The sequence below is a fragment of the Bartonella machadoae genome, from assembly GCF_022559585.1.
GTDB lineage: Bacteria > Pseudomonadota > Alphaproteobacteria > Rhizobiales > Rhizobiaceae > Bartonella > Bartonella machadoae.
Genome location: NZ_CP087114.1, coordinates 1420931 through 1442039, shown reverse-complemented (window position 1 = coordinate 1442039; position 21109 = coordinate 1420931). Strand labels below are relative to the sequence as shown.

15 protein-coding genes are annotated in these 21109 nt (G+C 36.6%); 12 read left to right on the top strand and 3 right to left on the bottom strand.

What is annotated here, in order from left to right; all coding sequences use genetic code 11:
• Positions 1-60: 60 nt before the first annotated feature.
• The 3 genes from LNM86_RS07070 (at position 61) to prfB (ending at position 5215) form a co-directional block, all read left to right on the top strand.
• The gene (locus LNM86_RS07070; RefSeq protein WP_241437103.1) at positions 61-1281 is read left to right on the top strand and encodes an N-acetylmuramoyl-L-alanine amidase; all 1221 of its coding nucleotides are present in this window, start codon (positions 61-63) and stop codon (positions 1279-1281) included.
• Positions 1282-1430: 149 nt separating this feature from the next.
• Entirely contained in the window at positions 1431-3896 is a 2466-nt protein-coding gene (locus LNM86_RS07065; RefSeq protein ID WP_241437102.1) for a penicillin-binding protein 1A, read from the top strand.
• Between the two features lie 190 nt (positions 3897-4086).
• A protein-coding gene (gene prfB / locus LNM86_RS07060) for a peptide chain release factor 2 (protein ID WP_241437101.1) occupies positions 4087-5215 on the top strand; the annotation gives its coding sequence in 2 pieces (ribosomal slippage) (positions 4087-4155 and positions 4157-5215; 1128 coding nt in all).
• A gap of 130 nt (positions 5216-5345) precedes the next feature.
• Here prfB and LNM86_RS07055 read toward each other — a convergent pair.
• The 3 genes from LNM86_RS07055 to LNM86_RS07045 form a co-directional block, all read right to left on the bottom strand.
• Positions 5346-5828: a peroxiredoxin gene (locus tag LNM86_RS07055; protein ID WP_241437100.1), complete on the bottom strand. Its 483-nt coding sequence runs from the start codon at positions 5826-5828 to the stop codon at positions 5346-5348.
• 170 nt (positions 5829-5998) lie between these two features.
• Positions 5999-7252, bottom strand: a complete 1254-nt coding sequence (gene tyrS, locus LNM86_RS07050; RefSeq protein WP_241437099.1) for a tyrosine--tRNA ligase — start codon at positions 7250-7252, stop codon at positions 5999-6001.
• A gap of 263 nt (positions 7253-7515) precedes the next feature.
• Positions 7516-8196, bottom strand: coding sequence for an alpha/beta hydrolase (locus LNM86_RS07045; protein WP_241437098.1), 681 nt, complete (start codon positions 8194-8196; stop codon positions 7516-7518).
• Positions 8197-8356: 160 nt separating this feature from the next.
• Between LNM86_RS07045 and LNM86_RS07040 the strand changes: the two genes are divergently transcribed.
• The 9 genes from LNM86_RS07040 (at position 8357) to LNM86_RS07000 (ending at position 21062) form a co-directional block, all read left to right on the top strand.
• Positions 8357-9502 (top strand): cysteine desulfurase family protein, encoded by a 1146-nt coding sequence (locus LNM86_RS07040; RefSeq protein WP_241437097.1) that lies wholly within the window; start codon positions 8357-8359, stop codon positions 9500-9502.
• A gap of 166 nt (positions 9503-9668) precedes the next feature.
• Positions 9669-11180, top strand: coding sequence for a Fe-S cluster assembly protein SufB (gene sufB / locus LNM86_RS07035; protein ID WP_241437096.1), 1512 nt, complete (start codon positions 9669-9671; stop codon positions 11178-11180).
• A 52-nt stretch (positions 11181-11232) separates the two neighbouring features.
• Positions 11233-11988, top strand: coding sequence for a Fe-S cluster assembly ATPase SufC (gene sufC / locus LNM86_RS07030; RefSeq protein WP_241437095.1), 756 nt, complete (start codon positions 11233-11235; stop codon positions 11986-11988).
• Between the two features lie 11 nt (positions 11989-11999).
• On the top strand, positions 12000-13262 hold the full coding sequence (gene sufD, locus LNM86_RS07025) for a Fe-S cluster assembly protein SufD (protein WP_241437094.1): 1263 nt from the start codon (positions 12000-12002) through the stop codon (positions 13260-13262).
• 9 nt (positions 13263-13271) lie between these two features.
• The gene (locus LNM86_RS07020; protein WP_241437093.1) at positions 13272-14516 is read left to right on the top strand and encodes a cysteine desulfurase; all 1245 of its coding nucleotides are present in this window, start codon (positions 13272-13274) and stop codon (positions 14514-14516) included.
• Entirely contained in the window at positions 14509-14910 is a 402-nt protein-coding gene (locus tag LNM86_RS07015; protein ID WP_241437092.1) for an SUF system Fe-S cluster assembly protein, read from the top strand. Before LNM86_RS07020 ends, LNM86_RS07015 begins: the two co-directional genes overlap by 8 nt.
• A gap of 58 nt (positions 14911-14968) precedes the next feature.
• The gene (locus LNM86_RS07010; RefSeq protein WP_241437091.1) at positions 14969-16612 is read left to right on the top strand and encodes a site-specific DNA-methyltransferase; all 1644 of its coding nucleotides are present in this window, start codon (positions 14969-14971) and stop codon (positions 16610-16612) included.
• A 22-nt stretch (positions 16613-16634) separates the two neighbouring features.
• A complete protein-coding gene (locus LNM86_RS07005) occupies positions 16635-18257 on the top strand; it encodes a site-specific DNA-methyltransferase (protein ID WP_241437090.1) in 1623 nt (540 codons plus the stop codon).
• Positions 18258-18278: 21 nt separating this feature from the next.
• Complete coding sequence (locus LNM86_RS07000) at positions 18279-21062, top strand: DEAD/DEAH box helicase (RefSeq protein ID WP_241437089.1); 2784 nt, start codon at positions 18279-18281, stop codon at positions 21060-21062.
• Positions 21063-21109: the final 47 nt, after the last annotated feature.

Here is a 21109-nt window from a genome sequence, read left to right as displayed (position 1 = left end):
TTTGATGACTGTTTTTATAAAATCGAGATGCGTTATAAATAATGTAGAGTATTTTATCCTATGATAAGAAGAGGTTCTATCAAAAACTTAAGTTGGGATATTATTTGCTATATTCCAATTTTTTTATTATTTTTTTTAATATTCCAAACAAATATTCAAGCTGCCGATGCTCTAAAACTTATCAATCTGCGAACCATTGGTGATAGTATGCGCACCCGTGTTGTTGCGCTTTTTGATGCTGAACCAAATGTTCGTTTGCAGATTTTGGATAACCCTGCGCGTTTGATTATCAATTTACCTATCATTGATTTTTCAGCACAAAAGATGCCTTTTAAAAAACAAAATACAGTATCAGGTATGCTATCAGATGTGCGTTATGGTTTCTCTGATACACAAACTTCACGCATTATTTTAACAAGCAAAACGCTTTTTGTTGTTGAAAAAACTGTCGTACAAAAATTGGATAATGGTCTATGGCAACTGCTTATCGACATTAGAAAAAGTACACGAGAGAAGTTTGATAATATATTAAAAAAACAAGAAAAAGCTGATTATAAGACAAATGATCACTTAAGTTTTTCACGTAATTTTCGCGTTGTTCTTGATCCTGGTCATGGTGGGATTGATGGTGGTGCACGAGGTATTACTGGAATTTTAGAAAAAAACATAACACTCGCTTTTGCACGCGCATTACGAGATGAATTAAAAAAAGATTCCCATATCACCGTTACGTTAACACGCGATTCTGATGTCTTTTTAAGATTGAGTGAAAGAGTTAAGAAAGCACAGGAATTTGATGCAGATCTTTTTATATCTATTCATGCGGACACTATTAATATGCGTTCTCTTCGCGGCGCTACAGTTTATACCATATCAAATAAGGCATCTGATGCAATTGCAAAATCCTTAGCTGAAAGTGAAAATAAAGTTGATTTGCTTGATGGATTACCGGCAGAAGAATCGCTTGAAATTACGGATATTTTAATGGACCTTACGCGACGTGAAACCCTCGCATTTTCAGTTAATTTTGCTGATCGGGTTGTTTTAAATTTATCAAAGAGTAATATCAATTTGATAAATAACCCTCATCGATATGCTGACTTTCAAGTTTTAAAGGCTCCAGATATACCCTCTGTCTTGATAGAGATAGGTTATTTATCAAATAAAGAAGATGAGAAATTATTAAACGATCCTCAATGGAGAAAACAAATGGCAGCTTCTATTACGTATTCTATTCGTCAATTCGCAGAATATAGGCAGAAAATGATGCAACCTCTTTAAATTTATAAGGAAATAGAGTACTAATGTGGGCTTATAAGTAAAAGATAGAAGATTATTTTTCTTTATCTCAAGTGTAGTGATGACGCCCACTTTGTGTTGTGAGATAATGTATTTTTGATCAATTCTAAAGAAAGTGGATAGCCGTTTTGATGATGATTTTTTTTAGATATCTTCTTCGCTTTGTTATGACTATTGGAGTCGTTGGAGCAACAGGACAAAGGGTAATAGCAGAAGAGCCAACAAGTGCATTGCCTGATTATGAAGTTCTTTCGCTTTATGAACCTGCTGTGATGACTCGTGTTCATGCTTCTGATGGTAGACTTATGGCGGAATTTGCGACAAAACGTCGCCTTTATTTACCCATTCAGTCAATACCAGAGCTCTTAAAAAATGCTTTTATTTCAGCTGAAGATAAAAACTTCTATCATCATTTTGGTTTAGATCCGGAAGGACTTTCTAGAGCCTTAATCAATAATATCCGTAATATTGGTTCTGGAAAACGTCCAGAGGGAGCGTCAACTATTACACAACAAGTCGCTAAAAATTTCCTTTTAAGTTCAGATGCAACGTTAGAGCGTAAATTTAAGGAAGCTATTTTAGCTATGCGTATTGAGAAAACTTATTCGAAAGATCATATTCTTGAGCTTTATCTCAACGAAATTTATCTTGGTCGTAGTACTTATGGTGTTGCGGCAGCATCTTTAACTTATTTTAATAAATCCGTTAACGATCTTACTTTAGAGCAATGTGCTTATTTAGCAGCTCTTCCGAAAGGGCCAGCAAATTATGATCCTTTCAAAAATACTCAACGCGCTATTAATCGACGCAATTGGGTTATCGACCGGATGGTCGCAAATGGATATGTAACACGTGAACAAGGTGAAAAAGCAAAGGAAAAACCTTTAGGGGCGACAATGCGTGGTAGCGATAGTTACGTATTTGCTGCTGATTATTTTACAGAAGAAGTGCGTCGTCGTTTAATGCATCGCTATGGTGCAAAAACACTTTACGAAGGAGGGCTTTCAATTCGGACAACCCTTGATCCACGTTTGCAGCTTATTGCTCGGCGTGCTTTGCACAATGGATTAATTAAATTTGACCATTCAAAAGGATGGCGCGGAGCTTATAAACATATTGATAAGAGCAATGATTGGGGTACCGAACTTGCAAATATTACAGGATTGAGTGACGTTCCTGAATGGCGTTTAGCTGTCGTCCTTTCTACGAATGCCAATAAAGTAAAGATTGGTTTGCAGCCACAGCGTGAAAATTCAGGTCTATTATCAACAAAGCGTGAAATCGCATTTTTATCTGAAACTGATTCAAAATGGGCATTAAATGTTGTTAAAGAAAATGGCACGCGAAAAACTGTTCGGGATTTATCCCATGTCCTAGAAGTTGGAGATGTTGTTTTTGTTGAAAAAGCATCGAATACAGAAAATATTTACCGGTTACAACAAATTCCAAAGATTGAAGGTGCAATTGTTGCAATGGAGCCTCATACAGGGCGTGTTCTAGCTATGGTTGGAGGGTTTTCTTTTGCAGCTTCTGAATTTAATCGTGCAACACAAGCCTATCGTCAACCCGGTTCTGCTTTCAAACCTATTGTCTATGCAGCAGCACTTGATAATGGATATACACCCGCATCGGTTGTTTTAGATGGTCCCATTGAAATTCGCCAATATAATGGTGAGATTTGGCAACCTAAAAACTATGGTGGTACATTCGCAGGACCTTCAACGCTGCGTTATGGTATCGAACGCTCCCGTAATCTTATGACGATACGGCTTGCCTACGATATGGGAATGCCCCTTGTCGCTGAATATGCAGAGCGTTTTGGTATTGTAGATAAGTTGCAACCTTATCTTCCTATGGCTTTAGGAGCTGCTGAAACAACAGTGTTACGAATGGTTACAGCTTATTCAGTTATTGCCAATGGAGGACGCTCTATTCATCCCTCTCTGATAGATAGAATTCAAGACCGTTATGGAAAAACGATTTATCGCCATGATGATCGTATTTGCGAAAATTGTAATGCTGAGTTTTGGGATAATCAAAGCGAACCTACATTGATTGATGAGAGAGATCAGGTGCTTGATCCTATGACAGCTTATCAAATTACATCAATGATGGAAGGGGTTGTTCAGCGTGGTACAGCTGCACGCTTGCAATATCTTCATCGACATATTGCTGCAAAAACAGGAACAACAAATGATTCTAAAGATGTATGGTTTATGGGTTTTACCCCTGATATTGTTGTTGGTATTTTCATCGGTTACGATCAACCAGCACCGTTAGGGTATAATGGCACGGGAAGTGCATTGGCTGCGCCTGTTTTTGGTGAATTTATGGAAACAGCCCTGAAAGGCAAACCAGATGTGCCATTTAAAATGCCCGAAGGAATGATTTTAATGCCAATTAATCGTAAAACAGGGATGCTTGCTGAGGCGGGAGACCGTGATGTTATTATAGAAGCATTTAAACCAGGAACTGGACCTGCTGATATCTATCAGGTGATTGGTGGTACAAACTCTTTTCAAGAAGGAATTTCTGCAACAACCACTTCTCCACAAGTCAACAAAGCTCTTGAAAGTGGTACAGGTGGTTTATATTAATGGACAAAAATCTTTCTGTTTTCATATGATTCAAGGAAGTGAAAGAGTTTTTATCTATTTTTGTAATAGAACTATAATAAATGGGTTGATGAAGCTATGCCATTGCTTTACTAAAAGCATTAAGTTGGTATGAGATACTAAAGAATATAGCTAAAAAGAGTCTAAAAAGTAAAAACTGCGGTGTAAAATTATGCGAGCTGAAATAGAAGCATTGGTTGATGAAATCCAAAAGGCAATTAAGTTGCTAAGGGGGCATCTTTGACTGGGATCAGTCACTAAAACGTCTCGAATATCTCAATCAAAAAGCAGAAGATCCAACACTTTGGGAAAATGCACAACAAGCGCAAGATATGATGCGTGAGCGTCAGCGTCTTGATGATTCCATCAATGCTATTTTGTCATTTACAAAAATACTCGAAGAGTGCATAGAATTAATTGAGATGGGCGAAGAGGAAAGTGATATGGAAATTATCACTGATGCAGAAAACTCGATACGTAATCTTAAAAATGCGATAGATAAGAGACAAATTGATGTACTTCTTTCAGGAGAAGCAGATCAGAATGACACTTATCTGGAAATTCATGCCGGTGCAGGTGGTACGGAAAGCCAAGATTGGGCATCTATGCTATTACGCATGTATACACGCTGGGCTGAACAACATAAAATGAAAGTTGATATATTGGAAATTCATGATGGAGAAGAGGCAGGAATAAAATCAGCGACGCTTCTCGTAAAAGGTCATAATGCTTACGGTATGTTGAAAACAGAATCAGGCGTTCATCGTTTGGTACGCATTTCACCATTTGATTCAAATGCAAAGCGTCATACTTCTTTCGCTAGCATTTGGGTTTACCCAGTTATTGATGATAATATTGAAGTTGATGTCTCAGAGGCAGATGTTCGTATTGACACATATCGTGCTTCAGGAGCGGGAGGACAGCACGTCAATACGACAGATTCTGCAGTTCGCATTACCCATATTAAAACAGGTATTGTTGTTCAATGTCAAACCGAGCGTTCTCAGCACAAAAATCGAGCAACTGCGTGGTCTATGTTGCGTGCAAGACTCTATGAAGAAGAGCTCAAAAAAAGAGAAGAAGAAACAAATGCTCTTGAATCTTCTAAGACAGAAATCGGATGGGGGCATCAGATTAGATCTTATGTTCTTCAACCCTATCAACTTGTCAAAGATTTACGCACAGGTGTTGAAAACACGGATCCGCAATCCGTACTTAACGGAAATCTGGATGCATTTATAGAGGCAGCACTTGCACAACGCATTTATGGAAAAGTCCAAGAAATTGAAGATATTGATTAATCAGAGATAATATTTTTTCAAAGAATTATAGGTTTATTGCTTGGCTCTTTAATTTCAGCTTTTCAAGCTTAATTTACAAAAGCGAATAGGGAAAAAATTTCACATCTTATAGGCGCTTGAATGACAAAACTTACAAGCCATTACGATGTAAAAGTGCAGCAGCAGCTAATACCTCATCTGCATGCCTAGGTACACTGACTTTACGCCATTCTTCTACTATTTTTCCAGTTGAATCAATCAGAAAAGTGCTTCGTTCAACTCCCATATATTTTCGTCCATACATGCTTTTCTCAACCCAAACACCATAAGCCTCAAGTGTCGTTTTTTCTTCATCGGAAACAAGGATGATGTCAAGATCATGTTTTGTTTTAAATTTGTCATGTTTTTTAACACTGTCTGGAGATATTCCAATAATGACAGTCCCGATTTCGTCAAATTTTGTCTTCAATCGCGTAAAATCAATCGCTTCACGCGTGCATCCACTCGTATCGTCCTTTGGATAAAAATATAAAACAACAATTTTTCCCTGAAGATCAGAAAGACGTAATTTTTTTTCACCGTCGCGTGGTAAATTAAAATCAGGAGCAAGAGTGCCTTTTATCGATTTTATCATTTGTTTTGATCTTTCTTTTCTGTATAGCAAACGTGTAGCAAGAGAATACATAGGAAAGAGTAAAAATTCAATTCTCTTGTCATTCTTTTAAAGAATTTTTATTTCCCTTGAATAACGCCTTATATCATAAGGATGAACTCGAGGAAATGAGAGAAAAGATTATAAATCAATTATAATGGTTTTATCAAAACATGCTTTTTCTTACCAAAAGAAAGTTTAATTGTTCCTTCAGCATTAATATCTTCTTCAAGAAGAAGATGCGTTTCATTTTCGATGATTTTATCATTGATACGGACACCCCCACCTTGAACATGTCTACGTGCTTCACTGTTAGATTTGGCTAATCCTGCTTGTACTAAAAGGGTTAACAATCCCACACCTGTTATTAATTCTGTAGCGTTAATTTCAACAGTTGGAAGGTTTTCTCCGTGTGTTTTTTCTTCAAAAGTTTTACGAGCAGTTTCGGCAGCTTCATTAGCAACACTACGCCCATGCAACATTGCTGTAACCTCTGTTGCAAGAACTTTTTTAGCTTCGTTAATTTCAGTTCCCTGTAATGTAGAAAGTTTAAGGATCTCTTCCATTGGCAATGTCGTATAAAGCTTTAAAAATCTTGTAACATCAGCATCTTCTGTATTGCGCCAATATTGCCAAAAGTGATAAGGTGAAAGCATATCTGCATTAAGCCATACAGCGCCATTTAATGATTTACCCATTTTAGCGCCGGAAGAAGTTGTTAATAATGGTGAAGTTAATGCATATAATTGCACTGTTCCTAAACGATGTCCTAACTCAATGCCATTGATAATATTGCCCCATTGATCAGAGCCCCCCATTTGCATGCGTAACCCATAACGCTTATAAAGTTCAACAAAATCATAAGCTTGCAAGATCATATAATTAAATTCAAGGAATGACAAAGAATGTTCGCGTTCAAGTCTCAATCTAACAGAGTCAAAGGACAACATACGGTTAACAGAAAAATGTTTTCCTACATCACGTAAAAATTCTAAATAGTTCAAGTTACATAACCATTCAGCATTATTAACAATGCATGCATCGGTTTTTCCATCACCAAAGGTCAAATAGTTAGCGAACACCTTTTTAATACTAGCGATATTTTTAGCAATATCATCTTGTGTCAAAAGGCGTCGTGCTTCATCTTTAAAGGAAGGATCACCGATCAGTCCTGTTCCTCCTCCCATCAGAGCAATGGGACGGTGGCCGGTTTTTTGTAACCAATAAAGCATCATAATTTGCAGAAGACTTCCAGCATGTAAACTTGATGCAGTAGGATCAAAACCAATATAAGCGCTTACAACTTCTTTTGCAAAAAGATCATCTAAGCCTTTTTCATCTGAAACTTGATGAATAAAGCCACGTTCGTTCATAATGTGTAAAAAATCAGATTTAAAGGCAAGCACAGATTTTATTTCCTAAATAATATTGTATTCATTTATATAACGAGATTGCTCATGTGTTTTTTCTACCATAAATAATGCAAATCTCATAAGAAAATGAAAGATATGAGAAGTAAAATAAACACCATAAAAATCCTTCTTATGAAGATAAAAAAAAGCGTGTTTGTTTATTCTTAAACGCAAACAGATGCACAAAAACTGGAAAATAAGGCAAAAAATAAACCTCCTTTTCCCTATTAGAATGAATTCGTTGTATTTTTAGTGTTTTAGGTGAGCAACAATACTTCAGATGGTGGAGCAAGGAATTCCGTTGTAATATGATCATCTAGATATTGAGAACATCGTTCAATGAGCTCTTTATTGCATCCGCTAAAAAAGTGGTTAGCGCCTTCTAGTACTTCTTGTGTAATCGTAATTCCTTTTTGTATTTTTAGTTTATCTACAAGAGCTTGAACATCTTTGGGGGGAGCAACTTTATCGATATCGCCGTGAATGATAAGTCCAGAGGAGGGGCAGGGGGCAAGAAATGAAAAGTCATAAACATTAGGTTGAGGAGCAACGGATATAAAGCCCTCAATTTCTGGTCGGCGCATTAAAAGTTGCATTCCAATCCAAGCACCAAATGAATATCCAGCGACCCAGCAATTTTTAGAATCAGGATGCTGGGTTTGTACCCAATCGAGCGCCGCAGCAGCATCAGAAAGTTCTCCTATTCCATAATCAAATTCACCTTGGCTGCGACCGATACCACGAAAATTAAAACGTAAGGTCGTAAAGCCACGTTGTTGAAACATATAGAAGAGATCATACACAATTTTATTGTTCATCGTGCCACCAAATTGGGGATGAGGATGCAAAATAATGGCAATTGGTGCATTTTTTTGCGGTGAGGGTTGATAACGCCCTTCAAGCCGACCTGCGGGACCATTAAAAATAATTTCTGGCATTAAATGCTCCTTAAAATACTATAAAGGCTCTCATTGACCTTGACCGACTTTTACCATAGAATCTCTATTTAATTACTAGATATTCTTTTTTAAGTGCATTTTTCAAGAAAATTGCACTATTTTTGACATCAATTCATAAAATTAATAATTGCGATGTAAAATGGTTGTAAGACGCCGATATTTTGATCACAATGCGACAACACCGCTCAAGAAAGCGGCACGGGTAGCATTATTAGAATCCTTAGAGATATTTGGTAATCCATCATCTGTTCACGCAGAAGGACGTGTTGCTAAAGCTTTATTAGAAAAAGCACGCAGGCAAATTGCTGAAAATCTTAACACCCATCCAGATCATGTTGTATTTACATCTGGTGCAACTGAAGCAGCAGTGACGCTCTTAACACCCCTTTATGATATGGGAAGCTCTAAAGTTCAATTTTCTCATTTATATATTGGAGCGACTGAACATCCATCCATTGCAGAAGGAGGACGTTTTTCTAAAGAATCCATTAGTGTCGTTGCTGTTGATCAAGATGGGCTCATTCAACAAGATAAATTAATTTCTCTCTTAACCGTTCACGATAATAGAAAAGGTCTTCCTCTTGTTGCTATTCAAGCTGCTAATGGTGAAACCGGTGTTATTCAACCAATAAAAGAAATAGCTGCTATTGTTCGGAACTTTGGAGGCATTCTTATCGTTGATTTGACACAATATGTAGGAAAAAACTTTGTTGATATTCATCAAATGGGAGGAGATTTTTTTATACTGTCTGCGCATAAAATTGGTGGACCAAAAGGAATTGGAGCTTTTGTTTCATGTGGGAACCTTTTGATGCCATATCCTCTTATTGTAGGAGGAGGGCAGGAAAAGGGTTTGCGTGGAGGAACAGGAGCTGTGCCACTCATTGCTGCTTTTGGGGCAGCGATAGCCGATTGTTTCACACAAGAAGAGAGAGAACAGTTAATATCTTTACGTAATAAATTAGAAGATGGAATACAGAAAATATCTCATAATGTTGAAATTTTTGGTAAACGCGTTCAACGTCTGCCAAACACAACTTATTTTACTGTGCGTGATATAAAAGCTGAAACTATGCAAATTGGCTTTGATTTGGCAGGCTTTTCTGTCTCAGCTGGTTCTGCTTGTTCTTCAGGAAAAGTAACACAAAGTAAAATTTTGACAGCAATGGGACATCATGTCCCTAATGGCGCGATTCGCATTTCAATAGGACAAAGCACAACATCTCAAGATATTGATGACTTTTTATTGTTTTTTGCCCAACTTATCAGGAATAAAAAAAGGTAGAACTTATTCATTTATATTTATAAATTAGAATTATTGTAAAAAACAAATAAGTTTGATTGAAATTTTTCCACTTTATCTATAGCCTAGAGAGTGAGCTAGTCATTCTAATTCTGTAAAAACAAGACTTTTAGTTACCGGTTCTTGATACCAAAAATGGAGAAAGTTTATGCCGGCAGTACAAGAAACAATACGCCAAGTGCGTGAAATAGATGTTGATCAATATAAATATGGTTTTGAAACCAATATTGAGACAGATAAAGCTCCAAAAGGTTTAAATGAAGATATTATCAGATTTATTTCTGCTAAAAAACATGAACCTGAATGGATGTTAACATGGCGCTTACAAGCTTTTCGTCGTTGGTTAACAATGCAAGAGCCTGATTGGGCGCGCATTAAATACCCCAAAATTGATTTTCAAGAGCTCTATTATTATGCTGCTCCTAAAAATCATACAGGACCAAAATCTTTGGACGAAGTGGATCCTGAGTTATTGGCGACTTATGAAAAACTTGGTATTCCTCTCAAAGAACAAGAAATTTTAGCAGGGGTAAGAAAACAATCTGATCCCTCTACTTTTGATGATAGTATTTATGAAACGGGACAGGTAGCTGTTGATGCAGTCTTTGATTCTGTTTCTGTTGTAACGACATTTAAAAAAGAGTTGGCACGTGCTGGTGTTATTTTTTGCTCTATTTCGGAAGCAATTCTTGAACATTCCGCTCTCATTAAAGAATATTTAGGAACGGTCGTTCCTGTCGGTGATAATTATTACGCTGCCTTAAATGCCGCTGTTTTTACAGATGGTTCATTTGTTTATATTCCCAAAGGTGTTCGTTGTCCTATGGAGCTTTCAACCTACTTCAGGATTAATGAACGCAATACAGGCCAATTTGAGCGGACATTAATTATTGCAGATGAAGATTCTTACGTTTCTTATCTTGAGGGATGTACTGCTCCCCAACGAGATGAAAACCAACTTCATGCTGCTGTTGTAGAGCTTGTTGCGCTTAAAAATGCAGAAATTAAATATTCTACAGTACAAAATTGGTATCCTGGTGATAAGGATGGTAAAGGTGGTATTTACAATTTTGTGACAAAGCGTGGAGACTGCCGAGGCGATAACGCAAAGATATCATGGACACAAGTTGAGACAGGTTCTGCCATCACTTGGAAATATCCCTCTTGCTTACTGCGTGGTGATAACTCACGTGGAGAATTTTATTCTATTGCCGTTGCAAATGGGCATCAACAGATTGATTCCGGTACAAAAATGATTCATCTAGGAAAAAATACATCAAGCCGTATTGTTTCGAAAGGTATTTCAGCTGGTTTTTCAAATAACACCTATCGGGGGCAAGTGACAGCACATAGAAAGGCGCAAAATGCACGTAATTTTACACAATGTGATAGTTTGTTAATTGGTAATGATTGTGGTGCTCATACAGTCCCTTATATTGAAGCAAAGAATGCGACAGCGCAATTTGAACATGAAGCAACGACATCAAAAATTTCTGATGATCAGCTTTTCTATGTTATGCAACGAGGAATACCTGAAGAGGAAGCGATTGCGTTAATTGTAAATGGTTTTGTTAAAGAAGTTATTCAAAAACTTCCAATGGAATTTGCTGTCGAAGCACAAAAACTCATTGGTATTAGCCTTGAAGGTAGTGTGGGATAATTATTTAATAAAGAGCACACTTGATATCAAATAGCCAGAACAGGATTAAATTATGTTGGAGATAAAAAATTTACGTGCCCGTATTGTTGGGACCGATACAGAAGTTATTCGTGGTTTAAACTTGACTGTCCAAGATGGTGAAGTTGCTGCTATCATGGGACAAAATGGAGCCGGAAAATCAACTTTATCGTATTTGCTTGCTGGTCGTGATGATTATGAAGTGATAGAAGGTGATATTCTTTATAATGGACAATCACTTTTAGAAATGGATCCAGCAGAGCGTGCTACCTATGGTGTTTTTCTTGCCTTTCAATATCCAATGGAAATCCCTGGAGTAGCAACAATGGAATTTTTAAAAGTTGCAATGAATTCTCAACGCAAGGCGCGTGGTGATGCAGAGCTTAAAATTCCTGAATTTATAAAATATGTTAAGGAGGTTTCTTCAAAACTTGAAATAGATATGGACATGTTAAAGCGTCCATTGAATGTAGGTTTTTCAGGTGGAGAAAAAAAACGTGCTGAAATTTTACAAATGGCGCTTCTTGAACCTAAACTTTGCATCTTAGATGAAACAGATTCTGGCTTAGATATTGATGCTTTAAAAATTGTAGCGGATGGTGTGAATAAACTTCGGGATGCAAAACGTTCTTTTTTAGTGATTACGCATTACCAGCGCCTGCTTAACTATATTGTTCCTGATACGGTGCATGTTCTTTATAAAGGACGAATTATTAAAAGTGGCGATAAATCATTAGCGCTTTATTTAGAACAAAATGGATATGCTGATCTCATCAGCGAAGCTGCTTGAGGTCATTGAATATGAGTGCACGGCAAGAATTGTTAGCAGTTGAAAAAGATATACTCAATAATTTCAACCAATGTGTAGACAATTTACCTGGTGATAGAGCTGTACAAGCCATTCGCAAGAACGCGATTGAACTGTTTCAAAAAACACAACTTCCTTCACGTAAAATTGAAAATTGGCATTATACGAATCTGCGCACATTATTGAAATCTGTTAGTCATTTTTCAGAAATAAGTGATGAACAATTCGTTGAACCCTTACTTTCAGAAAGTGCTCTCTTCTCTATTAAAAATGGAAAAACAGTTACACAATCACAGAAAACAAATATTACAGTAAAACGCCTTGCAGAGGTATTAAAAGAAAATTTTGTCAAGATAGACCAAATTATTTCTGATGACGATTTTATTGGACAATTAAATACAGCTTTTGTTACAGACGGTTGGCTTTTTCACATTCCTGAAAATACAAAATTAAATGTCCCCATTGAATTACAAAATATTCAAATGGGAGGACAATCTCATACTTTTTCAGACATAAAAATTGATAAAAACTGTCAAGCCGTATTTGTTGAACATCAAATTGGTAATGATAAAGATACCTTTGTCAGTTCGATATCTTCCTTAAATATTGCTGCTTATAGTGATGTTACATGGATCATCATTTGCAATCGTGGTTTTAACTCTACGCAGTTTAGCCGATTTCGGGCTATTCTTGGGCAAGAAGCAAAACTGTCCCTTTATGTAATTAATATAGGTAGCCAACTTAATCGTCAGGAAATTAATGTTGTGTTACAGGAAGAGGAATCAAATTTTCAATTACGCGTTATCAATTTATTATCAGGACAAACGCATAGCGATCTTACGATGACTGTTGGTCATGTTGACGAAAAATCAACCTCAACCGAAATTATACGCAACGTTGTCACGGATAAGGCTGTTGGTGTTTTTCAAGGAAAAATAAGCGTTGCTCAAAAAGCGCAAAAAACAGATGCACGTATGGCTTGTAATAGCCTCGTACTTTCAGATACTGCGGAATTTAATGCAAAGCCTGAACTAGAAATTTTTGCCGATGATGTTGCATGTGGACATGGTGCAACAGTTGCTAATATTAACCATGACCACCTTTTCTATCTCATGGCACGTGGCATTCCTTTTAAAACTGCTCGCGGACTTTTAATTAAAGGATTTGTCTTCGAGCTTATTGAAGACATCAAACAAGATGATATTCAAGCTATTTTAAAAAACATTATTAGCAGTTGGTTAGAAAAAAATGTTTAAGGTAAAAAAATGGGAAATGACGTACAAGCATGCAGTTATGATGTAGAAAAAATTCGGCGTGATTTTCCTTTTTTACAGCGTAGTGTTTATGGAAAGCGATTGATCTATCTTGATAATGGTGCCTCTGCTCAAAAACCACAATCAGTTCTCAATGCTATGGATCATTTCTATCAATGCAACTATGCGAATGTACATAGAGGAATGTATTTTTTAGCAAACGCAGCAACACAATCTTATGAAAATGCTCGTGAAACAGTTCGTGCGTTTTTAAATGCTCAAACAGTTGAAGAAATTGTTTTTACGAAAAATGCAACAGAAGCGATAAATGCTGTTGCTTATGGTTGGGCTATGTCTAAATTAAAGGAAGGTGATGAAGTTGTTCTCACCATTATGGAACATCATTCAAATATTATTCCTTGGCATTTTCTTCGTGAACAAAAAGGTGTTAAGCTCATTTTTGTTCCGATTGATGAAAATGGTATTTTACATATTGAGGATTTCCAAAAAGCTTTAAGTAAACGAACAAAACTGGTTGCTATTACGCATATGTCAAATATATTGGGAACTATTCCTCCTGTTCAAGAGATTGTTCAGCTCGCACATCAAAATGCCATTCCTGTACTTGTTGATGGTTCTCAAGGGGCTGTTCATTTAACAGTTGATGTGCAAGATCTTGATTGTGACTGGTACGTTTTTACGGGGCATAAGCTTTATGGTCCTACGGGTATTGGTGTTCTTTATGCTAAAAAAGATCGGCTAGAGGAAATGCATCCTTTCCAAGGAGGAGGGGAAATGGTTGAGGATGTAACAACTGATAAAGTTTCTTATAATACTCCTCCCTACCGCTTTGAAGCAGGAACGCCTCCCATAGTTCAAGCCGTTGGATTGGCTGCTGCTATTCATTATGTACAAGAAAAAGATAGAAATGCTATTCATGCACATGAAACAGCTCTGTTAGCCTATGCACATGAAAAGCTTGAAACAGTTAAGTCATTGCGTATTTACGGACGTTCTCCTCACAAAGGCGCTATTATATCTTTTGAAATGGAAGGTATCCACGCCCATGATATCGCTATGTTTATTGATAGACAAGGGGTTGCTATACGTGCGGGAACACATTGTGCACAGCCTTTATTACAACGCTTTGGTTTAACATCTATTTGTCGTGCTTCGTTTGCTATGTATAATACTTACGAAGATATTGACCAGTTAGTGGAAGCATTAGAAAAAGCAAGGACGTTTTTTAATGGCTAAAACAGTTGAAGAGCATCATTCTACAGAATCTGTTGAAACTGTAAGTGAAAATGAAAAGTCTTATATATCAGCAATTCCAGCAGATGAGATTGATCGTATGACAAATGATATCATTTCTGCTCTGAAAACGGTTTATGATCCAGAGATTCCTGCTGATATTTATGAGCTAGGATTGATTTATCGTATTGATATTGAAGATGATCGTTCAGTAAAAATTGAAATGACGCTTACAGCACCAGGATGTCCCGTTGCTGGTGAAATGCCAGGTTGGGTAGAAAATGCTGTAAACGCAGTTGAGGGGGTTTCGCACGTTGAAGTCACCATGACATTTGATCCTCCATGGACACCTGATTGTATGTCAGAAGAAGCGCAAATTGCTGTTGGATGGTATTAAAAATTATTATCTATAATATATTATTTAGTTTTTTAATTTTGCATTTAAGAATGTTCGTATGCGTTATAATAAACAAAAATTGGAACTCACTTGGATTGGAAAAGAGAAACGCCCAAAACTTGAACCTCGTATTTTATTAGAAGATCTTGAGAAATCTTATCATGCTCCACACCAAGTATCTGCTCAAGATATTTTTGATAATAAACTCATCTTTGGTGATAATTTACTCGCGCTCAAAGCGCTTGAACAAGAATATACAGGTAAGGTAAAGTGTATCTATATTGATCCACCTTATAATACCGGCAATGCATTTGAACATTATGAAGATGGTTTAGAGCATTCCATATGGCTCAGTCTTATGAGGGATAGGTTAGAATTGTTACATCATTTGCTTGCAGATGATGGAAGTATTTGGATATCCATTGACGATGATGAGCAAGCTTATCTTAAAGTTATGATGGACGAAATTTTTGGTCGAAAAAACTTTATAAATAATATTATTTGGCAAAAGAAATACGCTCCACAAAATGATGCAAAATGGCTTTCAGATAACCATGATTTCGTAATGGTTTATGCTAAAGATAAAACTATTTGGCGGCCTAATTTACTTCCTCGTTCAGCTGATATGGATGCGCGCTATAAAAATCCTGATAATGATCCACGCGGTTCATGGAAATCAGATAATTTATCTGCGAAAAGAGTAACACCTAAAGATATTTATGAAATCATTACGCCTTCTGGGCGTAAGGTGATGCCTCCAAATGGAAGAAGTTGGGCAATTAGTAAACAAAAATTTTTAGAGCTATTAAAAGATAATCGTATTTGGTTTGGCCCAACAGGAAGTAATGTTCCTTCTTTGAAACGTTTTTTATCGGAAGTAAAAAATGGTATGGTTTCGATGACTATTTGGCCTTATCAGGAGGTTGGCCATAATCAAGATGCAAAAAAAGAAGCCAAAGTCTTTAATTCTGATAATGTATTTGCAACCCCAAAACCTGAACGTCTTATGGAACGGATTATTCAACTTGCCTCCAATCCTGGTGATCTTGTACTGGATTCCTTTGCCGGTTCTGGTACCACTGGAGCGGTTGCTCACAAAATGGGACGTAAGTGGATTATGATTGAACTTGGGGAGCATTGCCATACACACATCATTCCTCGTTTAAAACAAGTGATTGATGGAACTGATCAAGGTGGTATTTCTAAAAATGTAAATTGGCAAGGTGGTGGAGGATTCCGCTATTATCGTCTTGCACCTTCTTTGTTGCAAAAAGATCCATGGGGACAGTGGATTATTAGTCGCGAATATAATGCTGCTATGCTTTCAGAAGCTATGTGCAAACATATGGGATTTACCTATGCCCCTGATGAAAACCATTATTGGATGCAAGGATATTCAACCGAAACGGATTATATTTATGTAACGACCAATGCAATGACACATGAACAACTACGCGTTATCAGTGAAGAGGTTGGTCTTCATCGTACTTTGCTTATTTGTTGTGCAGCTTTTGATACAAAACCAGAATCTTTTGAGAATCTCACGCTTACCAAAATACCGCGTGCTGTCTTAGAAAAGTGTGAATGGGGGAGGGATGATTACAGTTTGAATGTAGCAAATCTTGAACCAATGGTGGTAGTAAAAGAGCCCTCCAAAAAAGATAAAGATATTACACAAGTAGAATTAGATTTATTCGAATAAATAGAAAAGAGACAGTTGGCAAATGAGCCGTAATAAACAAAAATTGGAACTCACTTGGATTGGAAAAGAGAAACGCCCAAGACTTGAACCTCGTATTTTATTAGAAGATCTTGAGAAATCTTATCATGCTCCACACCAAGTATCTGCTCAAGATATTTTTGATAATAAACTCATCTTTGGTGATAATTTACTCGCGCTCAAAGCGCTTGAACAAGAATATACAGGTAAGGTAAAGTGTATCTATATTGATCCACCTTATAATACGGGCAATGCATTCGAACATTATGAAGATGGTTTAGAACATTCCATATGGCTTAGCCTTATGAGGGATAGGCTGGTGCTATTGCACATATTACTGGCTGAGAATGGTGTACTTTTTATGCAGTTGGATGACAATGAAATACATTATGCAAAAGTCTTATGTGATGAGTTATTTGGGCGTAATAATTTTATTACTAATCTTATATGGCATAAAAAAAGAGGAAAAGATAATTCTTCTCGTTATTTTAGTACAACCCATGACCATATTTTAGTTTATGCAAAAAACTCCTCAAAGTTTTATATCAATCGTGTTGCATTAGATGATACAACAAAAAAAGCATATTCAAATCCTGATAATGATCCAAGAGGTGCATATCGTGTTCTCGGCTTGTGGGCTAGGCAGCAAGGCGGATCTGAATTTGAATATACTACTAAAGCAGGAAAATTTTTTTCTAAGCGCCTGTGGCTTGTTAACTTAGAAAGTATGCAACAATTAGATAAAGAAGACCGCCTTATCATCAAAGGTAATAATTTATACCGTAAATTTTTCCTTTCAGAAAATAAAGGAAGTATTCCAGAAACTATCTGGATAGGTCTTTCCAATAATGCAAATGCTAAAGATGAATTGAAAAAAATATTTACTAATCATATAGTAGAGTTATTTAATACTCCAAAGCCTGAACATCTTCTTCAGAGAATTATTGGTATAGCCACTGATCCTGGAGATCTTGTTTTAGATTCTTTTGCCGGCTCTGGTACCACTGGAGCGGTTGCTCACAAAATGGGCCGCAAGTGGATTATGATTGAACTTGGGGAGCATTGTCATACACACATCATCCCTCGTTTAAAACAAGTGATTGATGGAACTGATCAAGGTGGTATTTCTAAAAATGTAAATTGGCAAGGTGGTGGAGGATTCCGCTATTATCGTCTTGCACCTTCTTTGTTGCAAAAAGATCCATGGGGACAGTGGATTATTAGTCGCGAATATAATGCTGCTGTGCTTTCAGAAGCCATGTGCAAACATATGGGTTTTACCTATGCTCCTGATGAAAACCATTATTGGATGCAAGGATATTCAACCGAAACGGATTATATTTATGTAACAACCAATGCAATGACACATGAACAACTCCGCGTTATCAGTGAAGAGGTTGGTCCTCATCGTACTTTGCTTATTTGTTGTGCAGCTTTTGATACGAAACCAGAATCTTTTGAGAATCTCACGCTTACCAAAATACCGCGTGCTGTCTTAGAAAAGTGTGAATGGGGGAGGGATGATTACAGTTTGAATGTAGCAAATCTTGAACCAATGGTGGTAGTAAAAGAGCCCTCCAAAAAAGATAAAGATATTGCACAAGCAGAATTAGATTTATTCGAATAAATAGAAAAAGCGGAGTTTCTCATGAACGCAGTTGAAAAAAAAATTGCTGCTCGTTTATCATTGCGCTACCCTCAACACAAATCCTTGAATGTTTTGGTGCAAATCCTAGAAAATATTGAACTTTCTAAAAATACTGATTTAGTTGCAGATTTGGAAGCAATAAAAAAACTTTATCCTTCTGTACAAGATTTTGAACGCGATTTTCCTTCTTTTTGTTTTGCTTTGGCAACTGGAGTTGGAAAAACACGTTTGATGGGCGCTTTTATCAGCTATCTTTATTTAACAGGACGCAGTCGCAATTTTTTTATATTGGCGCCAAATTTGACTATTTATGAAAAATTAAAACAGGATTTCAGTCCTCAAAGTCCCAAATATGTATTCAATGGAATGAATGAGTTTGTTGCAAATAGACCGGTAATTATTACAGGTGATGATTATGAAAGCGGTAAAGGAATTCACTCTAATGAACCGAAATTTTATGGACAACAGCGTTTGTTTGAGGATGGAAATACAGCTTTTATCAATATTTTTAATATTTCCAAAATTAACACAACGGATCATAAAAAAGGAACTGCAAAATCAAATATTCCACGGATTAAACGCTTACAAGAAACTATTGGCGAAAGTTATTTTGATTATCTTGCAAATCTTCCTGATCTAGTGCTGTTAATGGATGAAGCGCATCGTTATCGTGCTTCTGCGGGTGTTTCGGCGATTAATGAGTTGAAACCTGTTTTAGGTTTAGAGCTTACAGCAACACCGAAAACAATAGGGGCAAAGCCTGTGAATTTTAAAAATGTTGTATACGGCTATTCACTTGCAGAGGCTATGAGAGATGGGTTTGTGAAAGAACCCGCTGTCGCTACACGTAAAGACTTTCAACCGAAAAACTATACGTCTGAACAATTAGAGTATATTAAACTACAAGATGCAATTCATGCACACGAAAAAGTAAAAGCAGATTTGGTTATCTATGCTAGTGATTATAAAAGAAAATGCGTTAAACCTTTTGTGTTAGTTGTAGCGCAAGATACAGAGCATGCGCAGAAATTGCGTGATTTATTAGAAGCGGATGATTTTTTTGCCGGAGCTTATAAGGGAAAGGTTATAGAAATTCATTCAAAACAATCGAATACAGAAGAAGATAAGAATATTCAGAAACTGATTGCAATTGAAGATCCAAATGAACCAACGGAAATTGTTATTCACGTTAATAAACTGAAAGAAGGATGGGATGTCACCAATCTCTATACCATTGTGCCGTTGCGTGCATCTACTTCAGAGATTTTAACTGAGCAAACGATAGGTCGTGGATTACGTTTGCCGTATGATAGTAAAACTGGCATAGAATCCATTGATCGTTTAACAATCATTGCACATGACCGTTTCCAAGATATTATTGATCGTGCTAATGAGCCAAACTCAATTATTAAAAAGCATATTGAGATTGGAATAGGAGGGGATATATCAGCTGAAAAATCAGATATACTCACAGTACCAAGTTGTGCAGAAACTGAATCAACAAAGACAACGGTGACACGCTACTCCCATATAAACGGAGCATCTGATTTACAAGATGTCGTGTTGCATAATACGGCTCCACCTTTCACTTCCGAAGAGAAAAAAATTGCTGATATTACGTGGAATATTATCAAAGGATATGAGAAATTGCCGAATTCTCAGGCACTTTGCTCCACTGTAATACAAGAAAAAATCAGTAATGAAGTTATTGAAACCATGCACGCGTCAAAGGGGACCCTCATTTCTGATAGCATAAAAATAGAGGCTGAAGCTTTGGTGCAAAAAGTGGTTGCAAACCTAACAGAAAATTTAGCAAAACATATAATAGATATTCCCAATATTGTGCTTATTCCCTCTGGTGAGATTACTTATGGTTTTTCTGACTTTGATTTAAAAAACCTAGAAAGTTTAAACTTGCAACCCGTGAGTAGAGAGCTTTTAATTCGGGAATTACGCACACATAAAAGTATTTTTCTTACCTCTGAAAATGAGTATCTCAAAGAGCCTCATCTTGAAAATTATATCATTCGTACTTTAATTGATAATGACTTTATTGATTATGACAATCATACGCCACTATTACGAAAATTAGCGGGGCAGTTGGTGCAACATTTTCGCTCTTATTTATCAAGTGATGCTGCTGTTGAGAATGTATTGATTCACTATCAGCATCAAATTAATAATTTTATAGTTGCTCAATTAAAATCACACCAGTGGGAAACACAACAAGATTATGAGGTTAAAATTACGCGGGGGTTTACAACTTTAACACCTCTTCACTACGCACTATCACAGGGTACATTTCCTCTTGATTTTCGTTGTATTCCTTCCAATAAAAGCGATATTAAAACATTGGTATTCAAGGGATTTAAAAAATGCTGTTATCCTTTACAAAAATTTGATTCAGTGGAGGGGGAGTTGCGGTTTGCTCAAATATTAGAGGATGATGTAAAAGTATTAAAATGGATGAAGCTTGCTCGAGGTTTTTTCAAGATAGAATATGACAAAGGATTGATCTATGAACCGGATTTTGTTGTAGAAACGAAAGACGCAAAATATCTTTGTGAACCTAAAAAAGCATCTGAAATGCACAATCCTATTGTTTTGAAAAAGACAAATGCAGCCGTTCAGTGGTGCTATCATGCAACGAGTTATGCTGTTACGCATGATGGAAAACCATGGTATTATGTCCTTATTCCACATGATACTATTAAGGCCAATCGTAGTTTTGAAGGTTTGTGTGCAGAGTTCACAATTTCAAGAACTGAACTTAATGCAGAATAGCTCTTTTCCCAAATAATAATCATCTTGATGAGAGAAAAAGAAGTCTT

Coding starts and splice junctions, on each gene's coding strand:
- LNM86_RS07070 (WP_241437103.1), top strand. CDS start 61: ATGATAAGAAGAGGTTCTATCAAAAACTTAAGTTGGGATATTATTTGC.
- LNM86_RS07065 (WP_241437102.1), top strand. CDS start 1,431: ATGATGATTTTTTTTAGATATCTTCTTCGCTTTGTTATGACTATTGGA.
- LNM86_RS07055 (WP_241437100.1), bottom strand. CDS start 5,828: ATGATAAAATCGATAAAAGGCACTCTTGCTCCTGATTTTAATTTACCA.
- LNM86_RS07045 (WP_241437098.1), bottom strand. CDS start 8,196: ATGCCAGAAATTATTTTTAATGGTCCCGCAGGTCGGCTTGAAGGGCGT.
- LNM86_RS07040 (WP_241437097.1), top strand. CDS start 8,357: ATGGTTGTAAGACGCCGATATTTTGATCACAATGCGACAACACCGCTC.
- sufB (WP_241437096.1), top strand. CDS start 9,669: ATGCCGGCAGTACAAGAAACAATACGCCAAGTGCGTGAAATAGATGTT.
- sufC (WP_241437095.1), top strand. CDS start 11,233: ATGTTGGAGATAAAAAATTTACGTGCCCGTATTGTTGGGACCGATACA.
- sufD (WP_241437094.1), top strand. CDS start 12,000: ATGAGTGCACGGCAAGAATTGTTAGCAGTTGAAAAAGATATACTCAAT.
- LNM86_RS07020 (WP_241437093.1), top strand. CDS start 13,272: ATGGGAAATGACGTACAAGCATGCAGTTATGATGTAGAAAAAATTCGG.
- LNM86_RS07015 (WP_241437092.1), top strand. CDS start 14,509: ATGGCTAAAACAGTTGAAGAGCATCATTCTACAGAATCTGTTGAAACT.
- LNM86_RS07010 (WP_241437091.1), top strand. CDS start 14,969: ATGCGTTATAATAAACAAAAATTGGAACTCACTTGGATTGGAAAAGAG.
- LNM86_RS07005 (WP_241437090.1), top strand. CDS start 16,635: ATGAGCCGTAATAAACAAAAATTGGAACTCACTTGGATTGGAAAAGAG.
- LNM86_RS07000 (WP_241437089.1), top strand. CDS start 18,279: ATGAACGCAGTTGAAAAAAAAATTGCTGCTCGTTTATCATTGCGCTAC.